The organism is Streptomyces sp. Je 1-332, from assembly GCF_040730185.1.
Lineage (GTDB): Bacteria > Actinomycetota > Actinomycetes > Streptomycetales > Streptomycetaceae > Streptomyces.
This window is the reverse complement of record NZ_CP160402.1, coordinates 4,509,100-4,529,882: the sequence shown is the minus strand read 5'-3', so window position 1 is coordinate 4,529,882 and position 20,783 is coordinate 4,509,100. Positions and strand designations below refer to the sequence as shown.

The 20,783-nt window shown below is 69.2% G+C and carries 19 protein-coding genes; 11 read left to right on the top strand and 8 right to left on the bottom strand.

Features of this window, described 5'->3' with window-relative positions:
• Positions 1-3: 3 nt before the first annotated feature.
• The 5 genes from ABXJ52_RS20545 (at position 4) to cseC (ending at position 4,538) form a co-directional block, all read left to right on the top strand.
• Entirely contained in the window at positions 4-927 is a 924-nt protein-coding gene (locus ABXJ52_RS20545) for an A/G-specific adenine glycosylase (RefSeq protein WP_367044071.1), read from the top strand.
• A 235-nt stretch (positions 928-1,162) separates the two neighbouring features.
• Positions 1,163-1,741 carry a SigE family RNA polymerase sigma factor gene (locus tag ABXJ52_RS20540; RefSeq protein ID WP_367044070.1) on the top strand — a complete coding sequence of 193 codons (579 nt, stop codon included), beginning with the start codon at positions 1,163-1,165 and terminating at the stop codon, positions 1,739-1,741.
• Positions 1,729-2,391, top strand: coding sequence for a hypothetical protein (locus ABXJ52_RS20535; protein WP_367044069.1), 663 nt, complete (start codon positions 1,729-1,731; stop codon positions 2,389-2,391). Before ABXJ52_RS20540 ends, ABXJ52_RS20535 begins: the two co-directional genes overlap by 13 nt.
• A gap of 9 nt (positions 2,392-2,400) precedes the next feature.
• Positions 2,401-3,114, top strand: a complete 714-nt coding sequence (gene cseB, locus ABXJ52_RS20530) for a two-component system response regulator CseB (RefSeq protein ID WP_367044068.1) — start codon at positions 2,401-2,403, stop codon at positions 3,112-3,114.
• A 65-nt stretch (positions 3,115-3,179) separates the two neighbouring features.
• Positions 3,180-4,538, top strand: coding sequence for a two-component system sensor histidine kinase CseC (gene cseC / locus ABXJ52_RS20525; RefSeq protein ID WP_367044067.1), 1,359 nt, complete (start codon positions 3,180-3,182; stop codon positions 4,536-4,538).
• A 155-nt stretch (positions 4,539-4,693) separates the two neighbouring features.
• On the opposite strand, the gene ABXJ52_RS20520 is transcribed toward cseC, so the two are convergent.
• Complete coding sequence (locus tag ABXJ52_RS20520) at positions 4,694-6,343, bottom strand: MDR family MFS transporter (RefSeq protein WP_367044066.1); 1,650 nt, start codon at positions 6,341-6,343, stop codon at positions 4,694-4,696.
• Positions 6,344-6,502: 159 nt separating this feature from the next.
• Between ABXJ52_RS20520 and ABXJ52_RS20515 the strand changes: the two genes are divergently transcribed.
• The gene (locus tag ABXJ52_RS20515) at positions 6,503-7,078 is read left to right on the top strand and encodes a helix-turn-helix domain-containing protein (RefSeq protein WP_367044065.1); all 576 of its coding nucleotides are present in this window, start codon (positions 6,503-6,505) and stop codon (positions 7,076-7,078) included.
• An 11-nt stretch (positions 7,079-7,089) separates the two neighbouring features.
• On the opposite strand, the gene ABXJ52_RS20510 is transcribed toward ABXJ52_RS20515, so the two are convergent.
• Positions 7,090-7,782: a M23 family metallopeptidase gene (locus tag ABXJ52_RS20510; protein ID WP_367044064.1), complete on the bottom strand. Its 693-nt coding sequence runs from the start codon at positions 7,780-7,782 to the stop codon at positions 7,090-7,092.
• Positions 7,783-8,271: 489 nt separating this feature from the next.
• On the opposite strand from ABXJ52_RS20510, the gene ABXJ52_RS20505 reads away from it, so the two are divergent.
• The gene (locus tag ABXJ52_RS20505; protein WP_367044063.1) at positions 8,272-9,456 is read left to right on the top strand and encodes an NACHT domain-containing protein; all 1,185 of its coding nucleotides are present in this window, start codon (positions 8,272-8,274) and stop codon (positions 9,454-9,456) included.
• Positions 9,417-10,487, top strand: a complete 1,071-nt coding sequence (locus ABXJ52_RS20500; protein WP_367044062.1) for a hypothetical protein — start codon at positions 9,417-9,419, stop codon at positions 10,485-10,487. The genes ABXJ52_RS20505 and ABXJ52_RS20500 overlap by 40 nt, the downstream gene beginning before the upstream one ends.
• A gap of 23 nt (positions 10,488-10,510) precedes the next feature.
• Here ABXJ52_RS20500 and ABXJ52_RS20495 read toward each other — a convergent pair whose 3' ends face one another.
• Together ABXJ52_RS20495 and ABXJ52_RS20490 are read right to left on the bottom strand one after the other, a co-directional pair.
• The gene (locus tag ABXJ52_RS20495) at positions 10,511-11,248 is read right to left on the bottom strand and encodes a DUF4232 domain-containing protein (protein ID WP_367044060.1); all 738 of its coding nucleotides are present in this window, start codon (positions 11,246-11,248) and stop codon (positions 10,511-10,513) included.
• A 190-nt stretch (positions 11,249-11,438) separates the two neighbouring features.
• Positions 11,439-11,987 carry a DUF1062 domain-containing protein gene (locus tag ABXJ52_RS20490; RefSeq protein ID WP_367044059.1) on the bottom strand — a complete coding sequence of 183 codons (549 nt, stop codon included), beginning with the start codon at positions 11,985-11,987 and terminating at the stop codon, positions 11,439-11,441.
• Between the two features lie 275 nt (positions 11,988-12,262).
• Here ABXJ52_RS20490 and ABXJ52_RS20485 point away from each other — a divergent pair, with 275 nt between their 5' ends.
• Both ABXJ52_RS20485 and ABXJ52_RS20480 read left to right on the top strand, forming a co-directional pair.
• Positions 12,263-12,697, top strand: a complete 435-nt coding sequence (locus tag ABXJ52_RS20485) for a PPOX class F420-dependent oxidoreductase (RefSeq protein WP_367044058.1) — start codon at positions 12,263-12,265, stop codon at positions 12,695-12,697.
• Between the two features lie 140 nt (positions 12,698-12,837).
• Positions 12,838-15,402, top strand: coding sequence for an NACHT domain-containing protein (locus ABXJ52_RS20480; RefSeq protein WP_367044057.1), 2,565 nt, complete (start codon positions 12,838-12,840; stop codon positions 15,400-15,402).
• Positions 15,403-15,556: 154 nt separating this feature from the next.
• Here ABXJ52_RS20480 and ABXJ52_RS20475 read toward each other — a convergent pair whose 3' ends face one another.
• Positions 15,557-18,085, bottom strand: a complete 2,529-nt coding sequence (locus tag ABXJ52_RS20475; RefSeq protein ID WP_367044056.1) for an ATP-dependent Clp protease ATP-binding subunit — start codon at positions 18,083-18,085, stop codon at positions 15,557-15,559.
• A gap of 441 nt (positions 18,086-18,526) precedes the next feature.
• Between ABXJ52_RS20475 and ABXJ52_RS20470 the strand changes: the two genes are divergently transcribed.
• Positions 18,527-19,120, top strand: coding sequence for an SCO3374 family protein (locus ABXJ52_RS20470; protein WP_367044055.1), 594 nt, complete (start codon positions 18,527-18,529; stop codon positions 19,118-19,120).
• Here ABXJ52_RS20470 and ABXJ52_RS20465 read toward each other — a convergent pair.
• From ABXJ52_RS20465 to ABXJ52_RS20455, 3 genes are all read right to left on the bottom strand, one after another.
• Positions 19,099-19,437, bottom strand: a complete 339-nt coding sequence (locus ABXJ52_RS20465; RefSeq protein ID WP_367044054.1) for an Lsr2 family protein — start codon at positions 19,435-19,437, stop codon at positions 19,099-19,101. The genes ABXJ52_RS20470 and ABXJ52_RS20465 overlap by 22 nt on opposite strands.
• Before the next feature lie 223 nt (positions 19,438-19,660).
• Positions 19,661-20,194 carry an amino-acid N-acetyltransferase gene (locus ABXJ52_RS20460; protein WP_367044053.1) on the bottom strand — a complete coding sequence of 178 codons (534 nt, stop codon included), beginning with the start codon at positions 20,192-20,194 and terminating at the stop codon, positions 19,661-19,663.
• Between the two features lie 9 nt (positions 20,195-20,203).
• Complete coding sequence (locus tag ABXJ52_RS20455) at positions 20,204-20,650, bottom strand: BlaI/MecI/CopY family transcriptional regulator (protein ID WP_367044052.1); 447 nt, start codon at positions 20,648-20,650, stop codon at positions 20,204-20,206.
• Between the last annotated feature and the right edge of the window lie 133 nt (positions 20,651-20,783).

Sequence of the window (20,783 nt, the reverse complement as noted above, 5' to 3'; positions counted from 1 at the left end):
GCCATGACTGCGCCCACGAAGCCCATGCCAATGTCAGACAGCCCCGAGCCCGCCGGCGAGGCCCTGCACAGCCCCGTCATCGCCTGGTTCGACGCGAACGCGCGCGACCTGCCGTGGCGGCGGCCCGACGCCGGACCCTGGGGCGTGATGGTCAGTGAGTTCATGCTGCAGCAGACGCCGGTCAGCCGCGTCCTGCCCGTGTACGAGCAGTGGATCGCCCGCTGGCCCCGCCCCGCCGACCTCGCCAAGGAAGCCCCGGGTGAAGCCGTCCGCGCCTGGGGACGCCTCGGCTACCCCCGCCGCGCCCTGCGGCTGCACGGCGCGGCCGTCGCCATAACGGAACGGCACGGTGGCGACGTACCGACCAAGCACGCGCAGCTGCTCGCGCTGCCCGGCATCGGTGAGTACACCGCGGCGGCCGTGGCGTCGTTCGCGTACGGGCAGCGGCACGCCGTGCTCGACACGAACGTCCGGCGGGTTTTCGCGCGGGCCGTGACCGGCGTCCAGTACCCCCCGAACGCCACCACCGCCGCCGAGCGCAAGCTCGCCCGCGCCCTCCTCCCCGAGGACGAGCGCACGGCGTCCCGCTGGGCCGCCGCCTCCATGGAGCTCGGCGCCCTCGTCTGCACCGCCAAGAACGAGAACTGTGGGCGATGCCCCATCGCGCAGCAGTGCGCGTGGCAGACGGCCGGCAAACCCGCGCACGTAGGTCCGGCCCGCCGGGGCCAGACCTACGCGGGAACGGACCGCCAGGTCCGCGGCAAGCTGCTCGCGGTGCTCCGCGAGGCCGTCGCTCCCGTGCCCCAGTCCGCTCTCGACCGCGTGTGGGACGAACCCGTGCAGCGGGCCCGCGCGCTGGACGGGCTCGTCGCCGACGGGCTCGTCGAGCCGCTTCCCGACGGGCTCTACCGCCTGCCTCTCACCTGAGAAGCGCTCACGTGACAAGCGCTCACCTGAGAAGCTCCCAGAGAAGCTCGCGTGAGAACGGCGACAGATCACCACGAAACGCCCCCGCTTTACGCCTCGCCTACATCTGTTACACAACCGACGGAAGGCCGTGCGCCCCCCGGCGGCTGCTCCGCACAGCCTCGTGACAACGCCTCCGTAGCTTCATAGCCGTACCGCACAAGCAGCGGTGGTCGGTGAACGGAGGCGGTTGGGTATGGCGCACGGCGAGGTGCTCGAGTTCGAAGAGTACGTCCGCACTCGGCAGGACGCCCTGCTGCGCAGTGCCCGGCGCCTGGTCCCCGACCCCGTCGACGCCCAGGACCTGCTGCAGACCGCGCTCGTGCGGACGTACGGCCGCTGGGACGGCATAGCCGACAAGCGGCTCGCGGACGCCTATCTGCGCCGCGTCATGATCAACACGCGTACGGAGTGGTGGCGGGCCCGCAAGCTCGAAGAGGTCCCCACCGAGCAGATGCCCGACGCCCGCGTGGAGGACTCCACGGAACAGCACGCGGACCGCGCCCTCCTGATGGACATCATGAAGGTGCTCGCCCCCAAGCAGCGCAGCGTCGTCGTGCTGCGACACTGGGAGCAGATGTCCACAGAGGAGACGGCCGCGGCACTCGGCATGTCCGCGGGAACGGTCAAGAGCACCCTGCACCGCGCGCTCGCGCGGCTCCGCCAGGAGCTGGAGAGCCGGGACCGCGAGGGCCAGGGCCGTGAGAGCCGGGACCGCGAGGAGCCCGCCATCGGCGCGCTCGAACGTGAGGAGCGGGAGCGTTGCGCGGCCTAAGCACCCGGGCTGGCAGGACGATCAAGGCGATCAGGGCGGGGAGCGCGGCGGTGGTCGCGCTCGCCGCCATCGGCCTTTTCCTCACCGCCTGCTCGACCGGCGGTTCCGGCGCCCGGGACGAGGGCCCCGGCAACCGGGGCGAGACGGTGATGACGCCCTCGCCGTCCCCGACGCCGTCGACGACGTCCGCGCCCCCGCCGCCCTCCACCGGTGAGGCCGTGCAGCTCGTCAAGGACGACCCGAAGGTGAGCCGGACGGTCAAGCGCGACCTGAAGCCCTGCGTCGGCGACGACTACCCCGTGGACGTCAGTTACGGCAACCTGACCGGAGGAGCCGGTTCCGATGTCGTGGTGAACATCATGACCTGCAGCGATGCGGTCGGCACCAGCAGTTACGTGTATCGCGCCGAAGGCAAGAAGTACGAGAATGTCTTCCAGGACGAGGAGCCGCCCGTCTACGCGGAGATCGACCGGGGCGATCTCGTCGTGACCAAGCAGGTGTACGAGAAGGGTGACCCGGTGTCGTATCCGTCCGGCGAGGAAGTCATCACGTACCGCTGGTCCTCGAACCACTTCACCGAGACGGACCGCACCCGCAGTCACTACAGCAGCGCGGCCGGCGGCGACGCACCCGCTCCGACGGAGAACTGAGAGCACCCGATGGCAGAGCACACCCATGTCCTGTTCGTCGAGGACGACGACGTCATCCGCGAGGCGACACAGCTCGCGCTCGAACGGGACGGCTTCGTCGTCACCGCGATGCCCGACGGTCTGCAGGGCCTTGAGGCCTTCCGCGCCGACCGCCCCGACATCGCGCTGCTCGACGTGATGGTGCCGGGCCTGGACGGCGTCTCGCTGTGCCGCCGCATCCGCGACGAGTCGACGGTACCGGTGATCATGCTCTCGGCGCGTGCCGACTCCATCGACGTCGTGCTCGGCCTGGAGGCCGGGGCCGACGACTACGTGACCAAGCCCTTCGACGGCGCCGTCCTGGTGGCCAGGATCCGCGCCGTCCTTCGCCGCTTCGGGCACGCGAGCGGCCCCGAGTCGGGGGCGCCCGCCTCCGCCGACGGCGGTTCGCCGGACGGCGGTGTGCTGCACTTCGGCGACCTGGAGATCGACACGGAGGGCATGGAGGTCCGCAAGGACGGCGCCCCGGTGGCCCTGACCCCGACCGAGATGCGCCTGCTCCTCGAGTTCTCCTCCGCGCCCGGCACGGTCCTCTCCCGCGACAAGCTCCTGGAGCGCGTGTGGGACTACGGCTGGGGCGGTGACACCCGCGTCGTCGACGTCCACGTGCAGCGGCTGCGCACGAAGGTCGGCCAGGACCGGATCGAGACGGTCCGCGGCTTCGGCTACAAGCTCAAGGCGTGAGCCCACGGCATGGCTGAAACACCGGCTGAAGCAACGAACGGTCCGGCGCGTCTCGGGGGACACATATGAGCAGGGGGACCATGGCCTCGCTGCGCGCGAAGCTGGCCTCCGGCCTGCGCACCGGCGTGCGCTGGAAGATCAGCGCGGCGATCGCGCTGGTCGGCGCGCTCGTCGCGGTGGCGCTGAGTCTGGTCGTGCACAACGCGGCGCGCGTCTCGATGCTCGACAACGCGCGCGACGTGCAGGACGAGCGGATCCTGTACGCCCAGCGGATCTACGAGACGTCCGGGCGCACGGGCCAGTTCGGCATGAAGATCGACGACCCGGAGATGCCCAAGGACCTCCTGGCGAAGGTGCTCACCGGGCGCCGCGCGACCTACGTGGAGGACCACGAGGGCGGTGTGCCGGACATCTGGGCGGCGGTCCCGCTGAGCGACGGCCACATCCTGTCGCTGCACACCCGGTTCACCGACCGCAGCGCCACCGTCATGAAGGACCTCGACCAGGCCCTGGTCATCGGCTCCATCTCCGTGGTCTTCGGCGGCTGCGCGCTCGGCGTACTCATCGGCGGCCAGCTCTCGCGGCGCCTGCGCAAGGCGGCGACGGCGGCGCAGGAGGTGGCACAGGGGCAGACGGACGTGAGCGTACGGGATGCCATCGGCGGCGTCGTACGCGATGAGACCGATGACCTCGCGCGGTCGGTGGACGCGATGGCTGACGCGCTCAAGCAGCGCCTCGAGGCCGAGCGGCGGGTGACGGCGGACATCGCGCACGAGCTGCGTACGCCGGTGACCGGCCTGCTCACGGCCGCCGAACTGCTTCCCCCCGGCCGGCCGACCGAGCTGGTCAGGGACCGGGCGCAGGCGATGCGCACGCTCGTCGAGGACGTACTGGAAGTGGCCCGTCTGGACAGCGCGGCCGAGCGGGCCGAGTTGCAGGACCTGATGCTCGGCGAGTTCGTGACGCGGCGGATCGCGGTGCTCGACTCGGACGTGCGCGTGACGGTGGTGCACGAGTCGGAGGTGACCACCGATCCGCGCCGCCTCGAGCGCATCCTGGGCAACCTCCTCGCCAACGCGGCCAAGCACGGGAAGCCGCCGGTCGAGGTCAGCGTCGAGGGCCGCGTGGTGCGGGTCCGCGACCACGGCCCCGGGTTCCCCGCGGGGCTCCTTGACGAGGGGCCGAGCCGCTTCCGCACCGGCAGCACGGACCGCGCGGGCGTCGGCCACGGCCTGGGCCTGACGATCGCCGCGGGGCAGGCGCGGGTGCTCGGCGCGAGGCTCACCTTCCGCAACGTGACTCCCGCGGGGGCGGGCCCGGAGGACCCGGCGGAGGGCGCGGTGGCAGTCCTCTGGCTCCCGGAACACGCCCCGACGAACACGGGCAGCTTCCCGATCTTGCAGCTGCCGGACAAGTACAAGTAACCGCCCCGTTGTGGGCAGGCGTTCCGCAGGGCGGAACGGGTGGGCACAACGCCGAAGCCGCAGGGCACCGAGAGAGCAGGGCAGCACGCACAGCAACGGGCCCCGGCACCAGAAGGTGCCGGGGCCCGTTTCAGCCGAGGGAGCCGAACCGCAGGTCAGACGGCCTCTGCAACCGTCGCCCGCGGTCCCGCCGCAGCGGCGTCCCCAGCCGCGTCCTCGGCCGGCTTCTTGGCTTCGGCGCTCCCGGAGTCCCCGGAGTCCTTGGGCCCGGCGTCCTTCGGCCCGGCCCCCCGCAGGGGAACCTCCTTCACGAACACCGCAGCGACGAGCGCGGCCACGCCGATGACCGCGCCCAGCAGGAACGCCGAGTGCGTACCGGCCGACACCGCGTGCTGATACGCGTCCCGCACCGGAGCCGCCAACTGCCGCAGGCTGTCCGCGTCCAGCTGCGCCGACTGCTCGGTGACCTTGCCGCCGAGCTCCCCGGCCCGCGAGGCCATCGTGTCCTCGACCCGGCTGTTGAACAGCGCGCCCATGATCGCGACGCCGAACGAGGAGCCGAGCGTACGGAAGAGCGTGGCCGAGGACGACGCGACGCCCATGTCCTTCATCTCGACGCTGTTCTGGGCGACCAGCATGGTGATCTGCATCAGGCAGCCCATGCCCGCGCCGAGCACCGCCATGTAGAGGCCCGACGTGAACCGCGTGGTGTCGGTGTCCATCTGCGCCAGCAGGAAGAGGCCGAGGACCATCAGGATGGTGCCGGCGATCGGGAAGATCTTGTACTTGCCGGTGGAGGTGGTGAACCGCCCCGAGAAGAACGAGACGACCATCATCGAGAGCAGCATCGGAAGCAGCAGCAGTCCGGAGTTGGTGGCCGAGGCCCCCTGCACGGCCTGCTGGTACAGCGGCAGGAACAGAATCGCGCCGAACATCACGAAGCCGGTGATGAAGCCGATCACCGACATGAGCGTGAAGTTGAGGCTGCGGAAGATGTGCAGCGGCAGGATCGGCTCGGCGGCCTTCTTCTGCACGATGACGAAGCTGATGAGCGCGACCACGCCGATCGCGATGAGCTCCATGATCACGGTGGAGGTCCAGGCGTACTCCGTGCCGCCCCATGTGGTGACGAGCACGAGCGCGCTGATGCCCACGGTCAGGAGCGCCGCACCGAGGTAGTCGATGCGCCCCTTCGCCTTCTTCTTCGGCAGGTGCAGCACGGCGGTGACCATGGCGAGCGCGATCGCGCCGAGCGGGAGGTTGATGTAGAAGGCCCAGCGCCAGCCGAGGTGGTCGGTGATGGTGCCGCCGACGAGCGGTCCGCCGATCATGGCGACGGCCATGACGCCGGTCATCATGCCCATGTACTTGCCGCGCTCCCGCGGCGTAACGAGCTCACCGATGATCGCCATGACGCCGACCATCAGACCGCCCGCGCCGAGCCCCTGCACGGCACGGAAGCCGATCAGCTGGCCCATGTCCTGCGCCATTCCGCTGAGCACGGAACCGAGCAGGAAGATCACTATGGAGGTGAGGAAGACGCCCTTGCGCCCGTACATGTCGCCGAGCTTGCCCCAGATGGGGGTCGAGGCCGCGGTCGCGAGCATGTACGCCGTGACGACCCACGACAGGTGCTCCATGCCGCCGAGGTCGCCGACGATCGTCGGCATCGCGGGGCTGACGATCATGTTGTCCAGCATCGCGAGCAGGATGGTGACCATCAGCGCCATCATCACGACGCGCACGCTGCGCGGCTGTGGCGCTTCCTTCGCCTTCTCCCCCGGCCTGTCCTTGGTGTTCGCCATGTTCCCCACTCCCCAGATTCCCCGACTGCGTACCACTGCTTACTTGCCGACCGGCAAGCTGACTACACTGAGGGAAACTAGACCCCTAACTAGCCGGGCGTCAAGTAAGTAAAATCGGATCCAAGGATTCGAGCCGAGAGGGAGCCGAGGAGCAAGAAGATGGTCACGGGTAAGCAGCAGCGCCGCGGGGACACCCGCCAGCGCATCCAGGACGTGGCCCTCGAACTCTTCGCCGAGCAGGGTTACGAGAAGACGTCACTGCGCGAGATCGCGGAGCGCCTGGACGTCACGAAGGCGGCCCTGTACTACCACTTCAAGACCAAGGAAGACATCCTCACCAGCATCTTCGAGGACATGACCCGGCCCATCGACGAGCTGATGGAGTGGGGCAAGGAGCAGCCGCGCACGCTGGAGACGAAGCGGGAGATCCTGACCCGCTACAGCGAGATCCTCAAGGACGCGGCGCCGCTCTTCCGCTTCATGCAGGAGAACCAGGCGACGATGCGGGACCTGAAGACGGGCGAGACCTTCAAGGACCGCATGATCGGCCTGCTCGACATCCTCAGGGATCCGGGTACGCCGATGACGACCCAGGTGCGCTGCTTCAGCGCGCTGTTCACGATGCACGGCGGGATGTTCGTGCTCAAGGACGCCGAAGGCGACCCCGAGGAGAAGCGCAAGGCCATCCTCGAGGTCGCCATCGATCTGGTGACCCAGGCGCACGAAGGCGCCTAGTCACGCGCTGCTCAGACGGTGACGCCGTTGGAGCGCAGGAACGCGACCGGGTCGACCGCCGAGCCGTAGTTCGGGGTCGTGCGGACCTCGAAGTGCAGGTGCGGGCCGCTGGAGTTACCCGTGTTGCCGGACGCGGCGATGTGCTGGCCGGTGCCGACACTCTGGCCGACGCGGACGTCGATCTTCGACAGGTGCGCGTACTGCGAGAACGTGCCGTTGTCGTGCTTGATCACGATGGCGTTGCCGTACGCGGGACCGTCACCGGCGCCGTTGCCGCCGGCCTTGACGACGGTGCCGTTGTGCACGGCCTCGACGGAGGTGCCGATCGCCACGGCGAAGTCCTGGCCGGAGTGCTTGCTGGACCACATGTTGCCGCCGGTCCCGAAGGACGCGGAGAGCGTGTACTTGTCGACCGGGTCCTGCCAGGACGCGGCCTTCTTGGCTGCGGCCTGCTTGGCCTGCGCGGCCTTCTTGGTGGCGGCCTGCTTGGCCTTGGCCGCGGCCTTGGCCTGCGCGTCGGCCTGGGCCGATACCGAGTTGGCGGAGACGCCGGGCAGGGCGCTGTTCTTGGTGTCCGCGGCGGATGCGACGCCGGAACCGAGAACGGCCGACGCTCCGAGCCCGAGGCCCGCGACGGTGATGACGGCCGTCCGCGCACGGAGCAGGGACAGGCCGGACTGGTGGGACGTGGCGCGCTTCGACAAGGCGGATTACCTCCGGGATGGGGAGCGTGTACGTGACACCGCCGCATGTCGCTGCGAGGCACGTGGGACACATAGGGACCCGGCCACACGCTTCGCTGCGTTCCGCCGGGGCCTCACCTTGGTAACCCGCACCCCGCCCGGTGCTCAAACACCCCATCTACTACCTAAAGCCGTAGCGAACCGCCCACCTTTCGCCCCCTTGACACCGACAAATCCTGATAATTACTCCTTCAACCACTTGCCGCAATCGACGGCCCGAGACAGGTTTAACCACACTTCGACAGGGCATCTCGGGCCCGCGCCGACGGGTCCCGGGGGTGGACTCCCCCGACGCGGCCAAGGTCCCGGGGGTTGCGTGCCGAAGGTCCCGACACCCCCACCGGGCGCCACCACTACTCCGTCTAGTACCGGACAAATCGCCTGTGCGTCATGTCACCGGCCCCCGAGATCCACAACCTCCGAAATGTGACCGGGGCTACGCTGCGGCGCATGGATCCCACGGCCCTGGGCGCCCGGCTCGCCTCCGGCGTCATAGCCCCGCTGATCAAGAAACTGTTCGTACGGGAGGGGGTCGGGGCGGGCCTGGTGGAGCGCCCCGTCCGGCTGTCGGGGCTCGTCTCCTTCCGGGGTGAGAAGCGGAGGCTGACCGACAAGGACCTGGCGAAGCTGGCCGGGGAGCTGGTGCGCCAGGCGGTACGGGCCTCCGGCGAGCGGGCCGTCCCCGCCGACGAGGAGCAGGCCGTGGTCGACGCCCTGACGCGCACCCTGCACGCCCTGGGTGACCTCACGCTCACGGACGTCCAGGCGGTCGAGCTCGGCCACGACGCCCTCGCGCTGCGGCTGCGCCGGGCGAGCGGGAACCCGGACCGTGACCTGTCGGCGGACGCGTCGTACTTCTACGAGCGCCTGCTCGACACGACGTGCCTGCACATCCTGAACTTCTTCACGCAACGCTCGGCCTTCGTGGCCCGCACCCTGGTGGAGCAGAGCCGCCGGCAGTCCGCGCTGATCGCCGGGCTCGACGAGTTGATCGCCCGCAACCCCCTTCCCGGGGCGCAGGACGTGCCGTTCGAGCAGCGGTATCTCGCGTACGTCGCGAAGAAGCACGGGAAGCTGACGATCTTCGGGATAGATCTGGCGAACTCGCCGGCGCGGTGGCCCTTGGATGCGGCGTACATGTCGCTTGAGGCGACAGACCGGCCCGGGAGGTTCCGGCTCTCGCCGCGGGAAGTGGCCGGCGCCCTGGCAGAGACGGACCCGGCATACGCGCGGTGGGCGGGCCAGGTCGAGGAGTCGGCTCCGACGTCCTGCCCCGCCGACCAGGCGCTGGCCGACCACGACCGCGTACTCCTGCGAGGGGAAGCGGGTTCGGGCAAGACGACCCTCGTGCAGTGGCTGGCGGTGAGTGCTGCGGGCCGCACCGTGCACGACGCCCGCATGACCTACCTCCACGACCGCATCCCCTATGTACTCCCCCTTCGCAGCCTCACCCGTCACGGCGAGCGTCTCCCGGCCCCGGCGGACTTCCTCTCGGCGGTCGGCTCCCCGCTGGCGGGGACGCAGCCCAAGGGCTGGGAGTCGCGGGTACTGACCGCGGGCCGTGCGCTGATCCTGCTGGACGGGCGGCGGCATGCTTGGAGCACGCGGCGGAACTGGCGCCCGAGGTGCGGGTAGCGGTCGGGCAGCGCATGAAGGCACTGATCCCGCCCCACAGCAGCCAGGACGCCCGCGAGCTCGGCGCTGTCGGAGCCATGGTGCTCGACCTGCTGCCCGGGCCGCAGGGCCTGAGCGACAAGGACGCCAAGCACGTGGTGACCGCCGCGACGCACGTCCGGTCGGACGCCGCGATCCCCTTCCTGGCCCGCTTCGCCCGGCGTTCCGGTCTCGGCGTCCGCAGCCAGCTCATGTGGGCGTGGGGCCGCTACGACTGCCGTGCCTACGCGGAGCAGGTCATCGCCCATCTGGACGACGGGCAGGTCCACTTCACCCTCCGCAGCGACGAACAGGCCGCCGAGCTCGAACGTCTGCGGCTTCGCCCACGGCATCTGGACATCCGCGAGACCGTCACCCCGGCCGCCGCGTCCCATCTGCTCGCCACTGCCCCACCCACGTACCTCTCCCTGGGGATCTCCCCCGCCCGCCTCACCGGCGAGGCGCACGACGCGCTGCTCGGCCTGGAGGACCTGCGTCTGTGGGAGATCGGCGAGCCGCACCGTCTGTCGTCGATCCCGGCAGGGGCTGCCCTGCGCAGCATCGGGTTCCTCGGCGCGGACCGTCCGGAGGATCTGCACCACCTCGACAGATGGCCGGGACTGCAGTGGGTGGTCTTCGGCAGAGGCATGGGTCCCAGCTCCGCCGAGCACTGGCAGGCCTTGGTCCGCCTGCCCCGCCTCACCCAGTTGACTCTTCCCTCCGAGGCGCTCGCCTCCGCGCCCCCCGGTCTTGTCCTGCCCGGCGTGAAGGACCTGCTCCTGAACCGGGCGGACGACTGGGATGTAACGAAGACGCACATAGGAAGGCTGCTGCCACGCCTCACGCATCTACGGCTGCCTCTGCTGCCCGACGACGACCCGGTGGACATCTCCTGCCTCCCGACGCTGCTGCCCGCCTTGACCTACGTGCGGGCACCGGAGCAACAGGTACGGGGGGCTGCCGAGCTGCCCGCCCACATCGAGGTGGACACGTACATCCACGTCACCGATTGAAGGCGCCGACTGAAGCCACCGACCTACTGGGGGCCGCCCTGACCCGCGCTGCCGATCGGGCCGACCTTGACCGAGGAGCCGGAGCCGTCGCTCACGGGCAGCGAGGCGGCGCCCGGCCACTGAAGGGACTGCGACTTCGTCTCACCGGGAGGGGTCACCACGAGGCCCGTGATACGGACCCCGGAGCCGCCCGTGTCGTTCATCGGGTAGCTGACGTAGAAGGACACCGACTCACCGCCCGTGAGCACCATCTGCTCGGCGGGCTTCCCCTCGCGCGTGGCGGACAGGTCCCCCGCGTTGGTCTTCAGGTCGATGCCGGCGAACCCGGAGAGCAGGCAGCCCCGGTCGCCGGGGTTCTTGAACGTCACCGCGACCGAGCCCTTGTCGTCACCGTCGATGGTGCTGTCCGTCGCCGAGATGTCGAGATCATCCGTACGGCACTTCTCGGCCCGCTCGACGTTGCCCGCACCGCTCCCGGCCGCGGCGCCCTGCCCGCTCGAGCTCTTCCCGGCCGAGTCCTTCCCGCCGGCCTGCTCCGAGCCGCCACCCTGCTCCGAGCCGCCACTCTGCTCCGAGCCACCGCCCGAGCCCGAGCCGCCGCCCGACGAGGAAGCGCTGGAGGCGGCCGACGGATCGCCCTGGCCGGTCACGTCGTCGCCGTTGCAGGCCGTGAGCGAGAGGCTCGCGGCGACGGTCAGGGCGGCGGCGGCGAAGCGCAGGTTGCGGCGACGAGTGGCGGTGGTGTTGGTGTTGGAGCGCATGGCGGTCCCCCGGTGAGTAGTGGGTGGGTGTTCCCTCTTCGGAACAACACCGACTCTGATCGAGGCCACTAATGCCGAGCTCCCATCCGACTAACATCCGCCTAACGCGCGCGGAAGCAGCCTCGGAGGCCTGCCCGGCACGACGCCGGGCAGGCCTCTGACCTGGTATGTTGCCCCGATACATCGGGGCTCAGCGCTTGAGCGTGAAGGTGAAGTCACCGGAGAGTTTGCCGCTCAGCCGGACCGCGGAGACGAGCTTCCCCTCCACGATCAGCCTCTCGGCCTCGGCCCGCGAAAGCCCGCAGCCGTCGGCGATCAGTCGCACGGGCCGGACGGGTATCCGCGCCGCGAAGCGAACCGACACATCGATCACCTCGCGGCCCAGGTGGTCCGATCCGCCGGTGTCGAGACGCCAGGCACCGTCCCAGTCGAGGGCGACGCGATTGCGCCGCCGCAGGGTCGGATCCTGGAGCAACTCACCCGCCAGAGCAGGGTCGTTGCCGTGCATGCGGTCGAGCAGTTCAGCACGTACGGAGCGCACGTTCGCCCGCTCCAGAACCGTGAGCTTCGCGGTCTCCCCGCAAGCGGTGCAGAGCACGAGGAGCCAGGCGTCGAGGAGCTTGTGGTGAGCGTTGACGCGGAACTTGCCGTCCGGCCGGAAGCGATCGGACGCGCAGGCGTGGCAACGGCGGAGGACAGTAGGCAGGCAGGTGGGCATGACCACCCATCGATTGAGCACAGAGGTACACCGGTTCCAGTGAGATGTCCGCAGCAAGAAGCAGCACGACGCGCAGGCGAGGCGCGACGCGCGACGAAATCAGCGCTCGGGAGAACTCACAGGGTGTACAACGGCACGTCCTTTGCCTCTACGACTCGGTCCGCAGGCACGGTAGTGGCACGCCGCATCGCCACTCCACCGCTTTTCCGAGCGGCTGCGGCACCGCGACCGCGGCAGCACGACCGCGGCACCGCGACCGCGGAATACCCCGCCCCCGGACCCTGGTTGGCCCCCACATGACGACTGACGCGCACTTCGACCCCCACGCCCTGCTCGCCATCAGCAACCTCGGCGTGCTGGCCACGATCAAGGCCGACGGGCGGCCCCAGCTCTCGCCCGTCATGCCCTCGTACGACCGCTCCGCGGGCCTCATCCGCGTATCGACGACCGCGCGGACGGCGAAGATCGCGAACCTGCGGCGCGACCCCCGCGCCACGCTGGAGGTGACGAGCCCGGACGGCCGCGCCTGGGCCACCGCCGAGGGCACGGCCACCCTCGTCGGGCCCGGGAACGACCCGCAAGGGCCCGAGGTCCAGGCCCTGGTGGACTACTACCGCGCCGCGGCCGGCGAGCACCCGAACTGGGACGAGTACCGCGAGGTCATGGTGGCCGACCACCGGGTGCTGATCACCATGACGGTCGAGAACGTCTACGGCACCAAGCTCTCGTAACGCGCCCTCGCTGCCTGGATAGGGCTCATCTCCCCACCCTCAGGGCGGGGTTGACCTACGCTTGACCCTTTACGACGCACGACCGGCAGACCGACACTTCACGACACACGAAATCCCACCCGCAGGGACCCTCTATGTCCATGGAGCCCGTTGTCCGCATCCCCTCGACGCTCGCCGCACCCCTCGTACAACGGCTCATCCGGCTGCCTCCCGCGCAGCCGCCCACCGCGCCCGACCTGATCGCGGCCCTCGCCACCTGGCGCGGCGCGGACGCCCCCTCGACCCCGGACGACGTGCAGCGCGCCGCCGCTGACTTCGTCCACCTAGCCGCCGAGGCGCACTCCGCCCCGGCCACGGAACTCAACGCCGTCGTCGAGGTGTTGACCCGCACCCTGCTCGCCATCGGTGAACTGGACCTCACGGACGTGGACGCCGTACGCCTGGGTCCGCAGGACTACGCACGGCGGCTGCGCGGGGCCGTACAGGGCGCGGACCGGGCGCTCTCACCCGCCGCCGCGTGGTTCCACGACGAGCTGCTCGTCGCCGTGTGTCTGCACGTCCTCTACCACTTCGTCCGGCGCTCCCCGCACATCCAGCGGCACATGGCCGAGCGTGCCAGCCGCATCCGCCAGCTCATCGACCTGAACGACGCGGAGGCCGCGGCCCGCCAGCCCGAACGCTCCCAGGAGGACCGGGACTTCGAGGCCGCGTACGCCGAGGAGGTCGTACGTCAGCACGGCTGGCTCACCATCGTCGGCGTGGACCTGGCCAACGCGCCGGACCGCTGGCCCCTGGAGGACACCTACCTCAGCCTCGAGGCCGAGGAGAGCAGCGGCAGCGGCGTACCGGGCGAGCCGCGCACCGTGCTGCTCGCCGACCGGGCCCTCGAAGGCCACGAGCGGGTGCTGCTGCGCGGCGTCGCGGGCTCGGGCAAGACCACCCTCGTCCAGTGGCTCGCCGTGGCCGCGGCGCGCGAGGGCGCCCGCGTCCCCTTCGTCCTGCCCGTACGCCGCTTCGCCCGCGAGGGCTTCCCGGCCCCGGACGACTTCCTGCACGCCATCCGCCACCCGCTGGCCGACCAGGCGCCCGAAGGCTGGGTCGTACGCACGCTCCTCGCGGGCCGGGCCATGCTCCTGGTGGACGGCATCGACGAGGCCCCGGAGGCGACCCGCGGCGAACTGCGCAACCAGCTGCGCCGCCTCCTTCGTATCTTCTCCGGCAACGGCTGCCTGGTGACGTCCCGCCCATCCGCCGTCGAGGACGGCTGGCTCGCCCAGGAGCGCCTCGCCGAGGAGGGCTTCAAGGAGCTCTCCCTCGCGCCGATGTCACGCGACCAGGTCACCCGCTTCATCCACGACTGGCACGCGGCCGCGCTGAGCGACGACCAGTGCAAGGAACAGACGGAGCGCGACAAGCTGCGGGAGTACGAGCAGCGCCTCCTGCACTCCGTGCGCATCTACCGCGAGCTGCGCCAGCTCGCCACCAACCCCCTGATGTGCGGCCTGATCTGCGCCCTCAACCGCGACCGCTCCGGCTCCCTGCCCAAAGGCCGCAAGGAGCTGTACGACGCCGCCCTGGAGATGCTCCTCCAGCGCCGCGACCCCGAGCGCGACGTGCTGTACGCCGATGACGTACGGCTCCAGCAAGGGCCCCGGGAGCTGCTCCTGCGCAAACTGGCCCACGCGATGGTCGGCGACGGCGTATCGGAGCTGCCGCGCGAGCGCGTGGTCGCCATCCTGGACGGCGCGCTGCCCGCCATCCCCTCCGCGCGCGCCGAGGGCGACGGCGAGAAGATCTTCCGTCATCTGCTGCACCGCACGGGCCTGTTGCGCGAACAGGCGGGCCTCTCGGTGGACTTCATCCACCGCACCTTCCAGGACTATCTGGCCGCCAAGGAAATAGTGGCCCGCGGCGAGTTCCGCACCCTGGTCGAGCACGCACACCGCGCCGAGTGGGAGGAGGTCATCCGGATGGCCGCCGCCCACGCACGCCCCGAGGAGTGCGCCGACTTCCTGGAACGGCTCCTGGCAGCCGCCCCGAACCTGCGCCGCCCGCACGTGAACCACCGGCGCCTGATGGCCGCGGCCTGCCTGGAACACGTCACCGAGCTCGACCCCGAGGTGCAGCAGCTCGTCCACGACCGTACGAAGAACCTCGTGCGCCCCACGACGGAACTGGCCGCCCGCAGCCTCGGCTGGGTCGGCCCCATCGTCCTCGAGCAGCTGCCGGACCCCGAGCAGGTGCCCAGCGACCAGCAGGCGCTCCTCCTGGCGATCACGGCCACCCGCGTCCAGGACGACGCCGCCATCGACTACCTCGCCCGCCTGCGCCACCGCTCGGCGCTGGCCATCCGGATGGAACTGGCCCGCCCGTGGCGGCACTTCGACACCGAGCGGTACGCGCGCGAGATCATCGCCCACCTCGACCCGGTCGGCCTGTACTACCCGGTGTCCGACACGGCCGAACTCGCGGCGCTTCGACACCTCGGCGGACGGCCGTGGATCCAGGTCGTGGGCGTCATCCGCACCGAGGAGCTCCTGGACGGCCTGGAGCACGACCAGCTCACCCACCTGTGGATCACCGCCGAGCTGGCCGACACGGACGTCTCCTGGCTCGCCCGCTTCCCGAACCTGAGCGTGCTCCGGGTGAACCCCCGCCTGCCCCGCATGCGAAACGTCCCAGAGGGAATCACGATCACGTCATAGTCGCAGGAGGCGCCCCGTAAGGGGCGCGAGGAACTGCGCGACAAGCCACGAAGCACCCGCAGCCGAAGACCAAAGCAAAAGGGCTGCCCCGGACCGTGAGAAACGGTCCAGGGCAGCCCCTGCGAACCTTGAAGGCGGCCTGCAGCCCGGAGGGCTAGGCCTCCTTGCTCAGGTTAGGCCCGGCGCCGCCGCCAGCGGCCTGCTCGATCGGCGGAACATCCGGCAGCGCCGCCTTCTCCTCGCCGCGGAAGGTGAACTTGGCTTCCTCGCCCTCACCCTCCGTGCCGACGACCACGATGTGGCCCGGGCGGAGCTCGCCGAAGAGGATCTTCTCCGACAGGATGTCCTCGACCTCGCGCTGGATCGTCCGGCGCAGCGGCCGGGCGCCCATGACCGGGTCGTAACCCTTCTTGGCCAGGAGCTTCTTCGCGTCACCGCTGAGCTCGATGCCCATGTCGCGGTCCTTCAGACGCTCGTCCACCTTGGCGATCATGAGGTCGACGATCTGGATGATGTCTTCCTCGGTGAGCTGGTGGAAGACCACCGTGTCGTCGACACGGTTCAGGAACTCCGGGCGGAAGTGCTGCTTCAGCTCGTCGTTGACCTTGGTCTTCATGCGCTCGTAGTTCGTCTTGACGTCACCCGACGCGGCGAATCCGAGGTTGAAGCCCTTGGAGATGTCACGCGTGCCGAGGTTGGTCGTCATGATGATGACCGTGTTCTTGAAGTCCACGACCCGGCCCTGGGAGTCAGTCAGACGACCGTCCTCCAGGATCTGGAGAAGCGAGTTGAAGATATCCGGGTGGGCCTTCTCGACCTCGTCGAAGAGAACCACCGAGAACGGCTTGCGACGCACCTTCTCCGTCAGCTGACCGCCCTCTTCGTAACCGACATATCCGGGCGGCGAACCGAAGAGACGCGAGACCGTGTGCTTCTCGCTGAACTCCGACATGTCGAGGGAGATCAGGGCGTCCTCGTCGCCGAAGAGGAATTCGGCGAGCGTCTTGGAAAGCTCCGTCTTACCGACACCGGACGGGCCGGCGAAGATGAACGAGCCACCGGGACGCTTCGGGTCCTTCAGACCCGCTCGCGTACGACGAATCGCCTGCGAAAGCGCCTTGATGGCGTCCTTCTGGCCGATGACCCGCTTGTGGAGCTCGTCCTCCATGCGCAGCAGACGCGAGGACTCCTCCTCGGTCAGCTTGAAGACCGGAATGCCGGTGGCCGTGGCCAGGACCTCGGCGATGAGCTCGCCGTCGACCTCGGCGACGACATCCATGTCGCCGGCCTTCCATTCCTTCTCGCGCTTGGCCTTCGCCGCGAGCAGCTGCTTCTCCTTGTCGCGGAGAGAGGCCGCCTTCTCGAAGTCCTGGGAGTCGATGGCCGACTCCTTGTCGCGACGCACGCCCGCGATCTTCTCGTCGAACTCGCGGAGGTCCGGCGGCGCGGTCATCCGGCGGATGCGCATGCGCGAGCCGGCCTCGTCGATGAGGTCGATCGCCTTGTCCGGCAGGAAGCGGTCCGAGATGTACCGGTCGGCCAGGGTGGCGGCCTGGACCAGCGCCTCGTCCGTGATGGAGACCCTGTGGTGGGCCTCGTAACGGTCGCGCAGACCCTTGAGGATCTCGATGGTGTGCGGCAGGGACGGCTCCGCGACCTGGATGGGCTGGAAGCGGCGCTCGAGGGCCGCGTCCTTCTCCAGGTGCTTGCGGTACTCGTCCAGCGTCGTGGCACCGATGGTCTGCAGCTCGCCTCGCGCCAGCATCGGCTTGAGGATGCTCGCGGCGTCGATCGCGCCCTCGGCGGCGCCCGCACCCACCAGGGTGTGGAGCTCGTCGATGAACAGGATGATGTCGCCGCGGGTGCGGATCTCCTTGAGGACCTTCTTCAGGCGCTCCTCGAAGTCACCGCGGTAACGGGAGCCGGCGACCAGCGCACCGAGGTCAAGCGTGTAGAGGTGCTTGTCCTTCAGCGTCTCGGGCACCTCGCCCTTGACGATGGCCTGCGCCAGGCCCTCGACGACGGCGGTCTTGCCGACGCCGGGCTCGCCGATGAGCACGGGGTTGTTCTTCGTACGGCGGGACAGCACCTGCATGACCCGCTCGATCTCCTTCTCGCGCCCGATGACCGGGTCGAGCTTGGACTCACGAGCGGCCTGGGTGAGGTTCCGGCCGAACTGGTCGAGCACCAGGGACGTGGAAGGCGTGCCCTCCGCAGGACCGCCGGCGGTGGCGGTCTCCTTGCCCTGGTATCCGGAGAGCAGCTGGATGACCTGCTGCCGCACCCGGTTGAGATCGGCGCCCAGCTTCACGAGGACCTGGGCTGCGACGCCCTCGCCCTCGCGGATCAGGCCGAGCAGGATGTGCTCCGTGCCGATGTAGTTGTGGCCCAGCTGAAGGGCCTCGCGGAGCGAAAGCTCCAGGACCTTCTTGGCACGGGGGGTGAAGGGGATGTGCCCGGACGGGGCCTGCTGGCCCTGACCGATGATCTCCTCCACCTGCTGGCGGACCGCCTCGAGCGAAATCCCGAGGCTCTCCAGGGCCTTAGCGGCGACACCCTCGCCCTCGTGGATCAAGCCCAGGAGGATGTGCTCGGTGCCGATGTAGTTGTGGTTGAGCATCCGGGCTTCTTCCTGAGCCAGGACGACAACCCGCCGCGCGCGGTCGGTGAACCTCTCGAACATCGTTAATCGCTCCTCAGAGCGGTCAGGCAGTAAGGGGGCTGTCCCCTCCCTGTCCTTCCGCAGCTTAGTCCCGCAAGCGGGGACCGCTCATTCCAACTGCCGACACCCGGCCGAGAACAAGAGGTGCCTCCTGACCCCGAACGCCGACAACTGCTCCAACCCGATGGTGCGAGACGATGTTCCCGCAGGCCAAGCACTTACCCTCACCACCACTACGCCGATGGCGAACGTGAGACGGCCTTACGCGTGTGTCGCCCCTCCCCACTAGGGATGTCTTACCCGCATCGACTGACACTCCATGCGGCGCGCGCCGGTTCCCTCCGCTACGGGCGAACACCCTTGCGCCGCCGAACACGCCCTTGCGCCCTTTTTCCGGACACCGAGCGCAATCACAACGCCACTCTGCGTAACCCGAGACCCGTCCGGCCGGTTGCTCCATGTATGGCCTTCACCGTTCCCAAGCCCCGTGAGCCGGTCGAGCAGAGCGACCCGATGCGGCAGTGGTACGAGAACGAACTCGGCTGGGCGACGGAAGACCGCCGTCCGGGCCTGCCGGTGCGGCTCCTGACGGGACTCCGCTTCGACGTACTGCAGCTGCCCGCCGAGGCCGGTTTCGCCGCCCTGCGCCATCTCGGGCCGCAGGCTCCGGTGGCACTGCGGGGAGACTCGATGCGGCTCTTCGTGGCCGCGGGGAGCGCCGACGAACTGCCGGGGCTCCTGGAGTGGCTGGAGTGGGGTGGCATCCCACTGGACCTCACGGCCATCGGTGCGGGCGGACGGATCGACGCGCCCACGCCTCCGGGGTGGTCCGGCACGCAGGGGGCCGCCGTATGGCTGCGACCCCCAGAGCCCGGGTGCGAGGTGGAGCCGACGCTGCCGGCACTGCCGTCCCTGTCGTGCGTGGGGGGTGGCACCGTGCCCCACAGCGACCCCGCCGTGGGCTCCGGTCTCGTACGACTTGTGGACACGGCGGCCACGCAGTGCCACCGGGTCCGGTTGCGACGGACCCGTCGTCAGCCGTTGGCCTTCTCGTAGGCCTCGCGAATGGAGGCGGGGACGCGGCCGCGGTCGTTGACCTCGTAACCGTTGTCCTTCGCCCAGGCGCGGATCGCCGCGGTGTCCTGACCGCCGCTCGTGGCGGAGGCGCGGGCTTTGGCGCGCCCGGCCGAACCACGGCCACCGGTACGACGACCACCCTTGAGGTACGGCTCAAGGAGACCGCGGAGCTTGTCCGCGTTCGACGTGGTGAGGTCGATCTCGTACGACTTGCCGTCCAGCGCAAACGTCACGGTCTCGTCTGCCTCGCCACCGTCGAGGTCATCGACAAGAAGGACCTGAACCTTCTGTGCCACCGGATTTCCTTTCATCGATAACTTAGGGCCGGATCGCACGGCATGAGCCGCGGAATCGGCGCCCCCTGTTATATGCAGTACTGCAGTACGTCGGAAAGCAAACCGCTTTTGCTGGAAAAACACAAACCCCCGGGAGAGACTCGGCACCCCGAGAGCCCAGGAAACATGCGCGTTTCGGACATAGGGAACCGGGGCAGCAGCCAGCCCGGAATACCGGCGACGATCACAGATGCAGAAGCATCCGGCTGTTGCCCAAGGTGTTCGGTTTCACTCGTTCGAGGCCGAGGAACTCCGCGACACCCTCGTCTTTGGAACGCAGCAGCTCGCTGTAGACATCTCCGTCGACAGGCGTCTCACCGATCTCCACGAAGCCGTGCTTCGCGAAGAAGTCGACTTCGAAGGTGAGACAGAAAACCCGCCGGACACCGAGCCAGCGAGCGGTCTGCAGCAACTTGCCCAACACCTGATGACCTACTCCGCCGCCCTTGACGTCGGGGTTCACCGCGAGAGTGCGGACTTCCGCCAGGTCTTCCCACATCACGTGCAGGGCCCCGCAACCGACGACCTCGGCGTTGTCGTCGCGTTCGGCGACCCAGAACTCCTGGATGGACTCGTAAAGGGCGACCGTCGCTTTGTCGAGCAGGATCCCCTGGCGGGCGTAGGAGTCGAGGAGGTTGCGTACGACCGGCACATCAGCTGTGCGCGCCCGGCGTACGGAGACTGCTTTAGCGCTGAGTTCAGGGGGTTCCGCTGGCATGAGCGGACGCTATCGCTCTGCTTCGGGCTCCGCATCGCCGGGGTTCTCCGGGACTTGAGTGGCGGAGGCTTCAGAGACAGTGCCGGGGGCTTGGGAGACCGGGCCCACGATCCGCATCGCGTCACTGAGTGCTTCGCGCTGTTCCGCGGACATCATCCCGAAGAACGCGACGAGAGCCGCGGCCGGGTTGTCGCTCTGCGACCATGCTTCGTTCATCAGTGCGGCGGCGTAGGCGGCCCGAGTGGAGACCGCCTCATATCGATAGGCGCGCCCTTCCGCTTCGCGGCGCACCCAGCCCTTCTGATGAAGATTGTCCAAAACGGTCATGACGGTGGTGTACGCGATGGACCGTTCCTGCTGAAGGTCTTCCAGGACTTCTCGAACGGTCACGGGGCGGTTCCACTTCCACACCCGTGTCATGACTGAGTCTTCGAGTTCTCCCAAGGGGCGAGGCACACCAGAACAATAGTGGGAGATGTCACTAATGGCGTGACGGACGTGGCGGAGGCGCCATTTCCCCAACAAAAAGGGCGTACGACTCGGAATGTGAGCGAGTCGTACGCCGGTCGGCCCCCGGACGTCCTGGGTG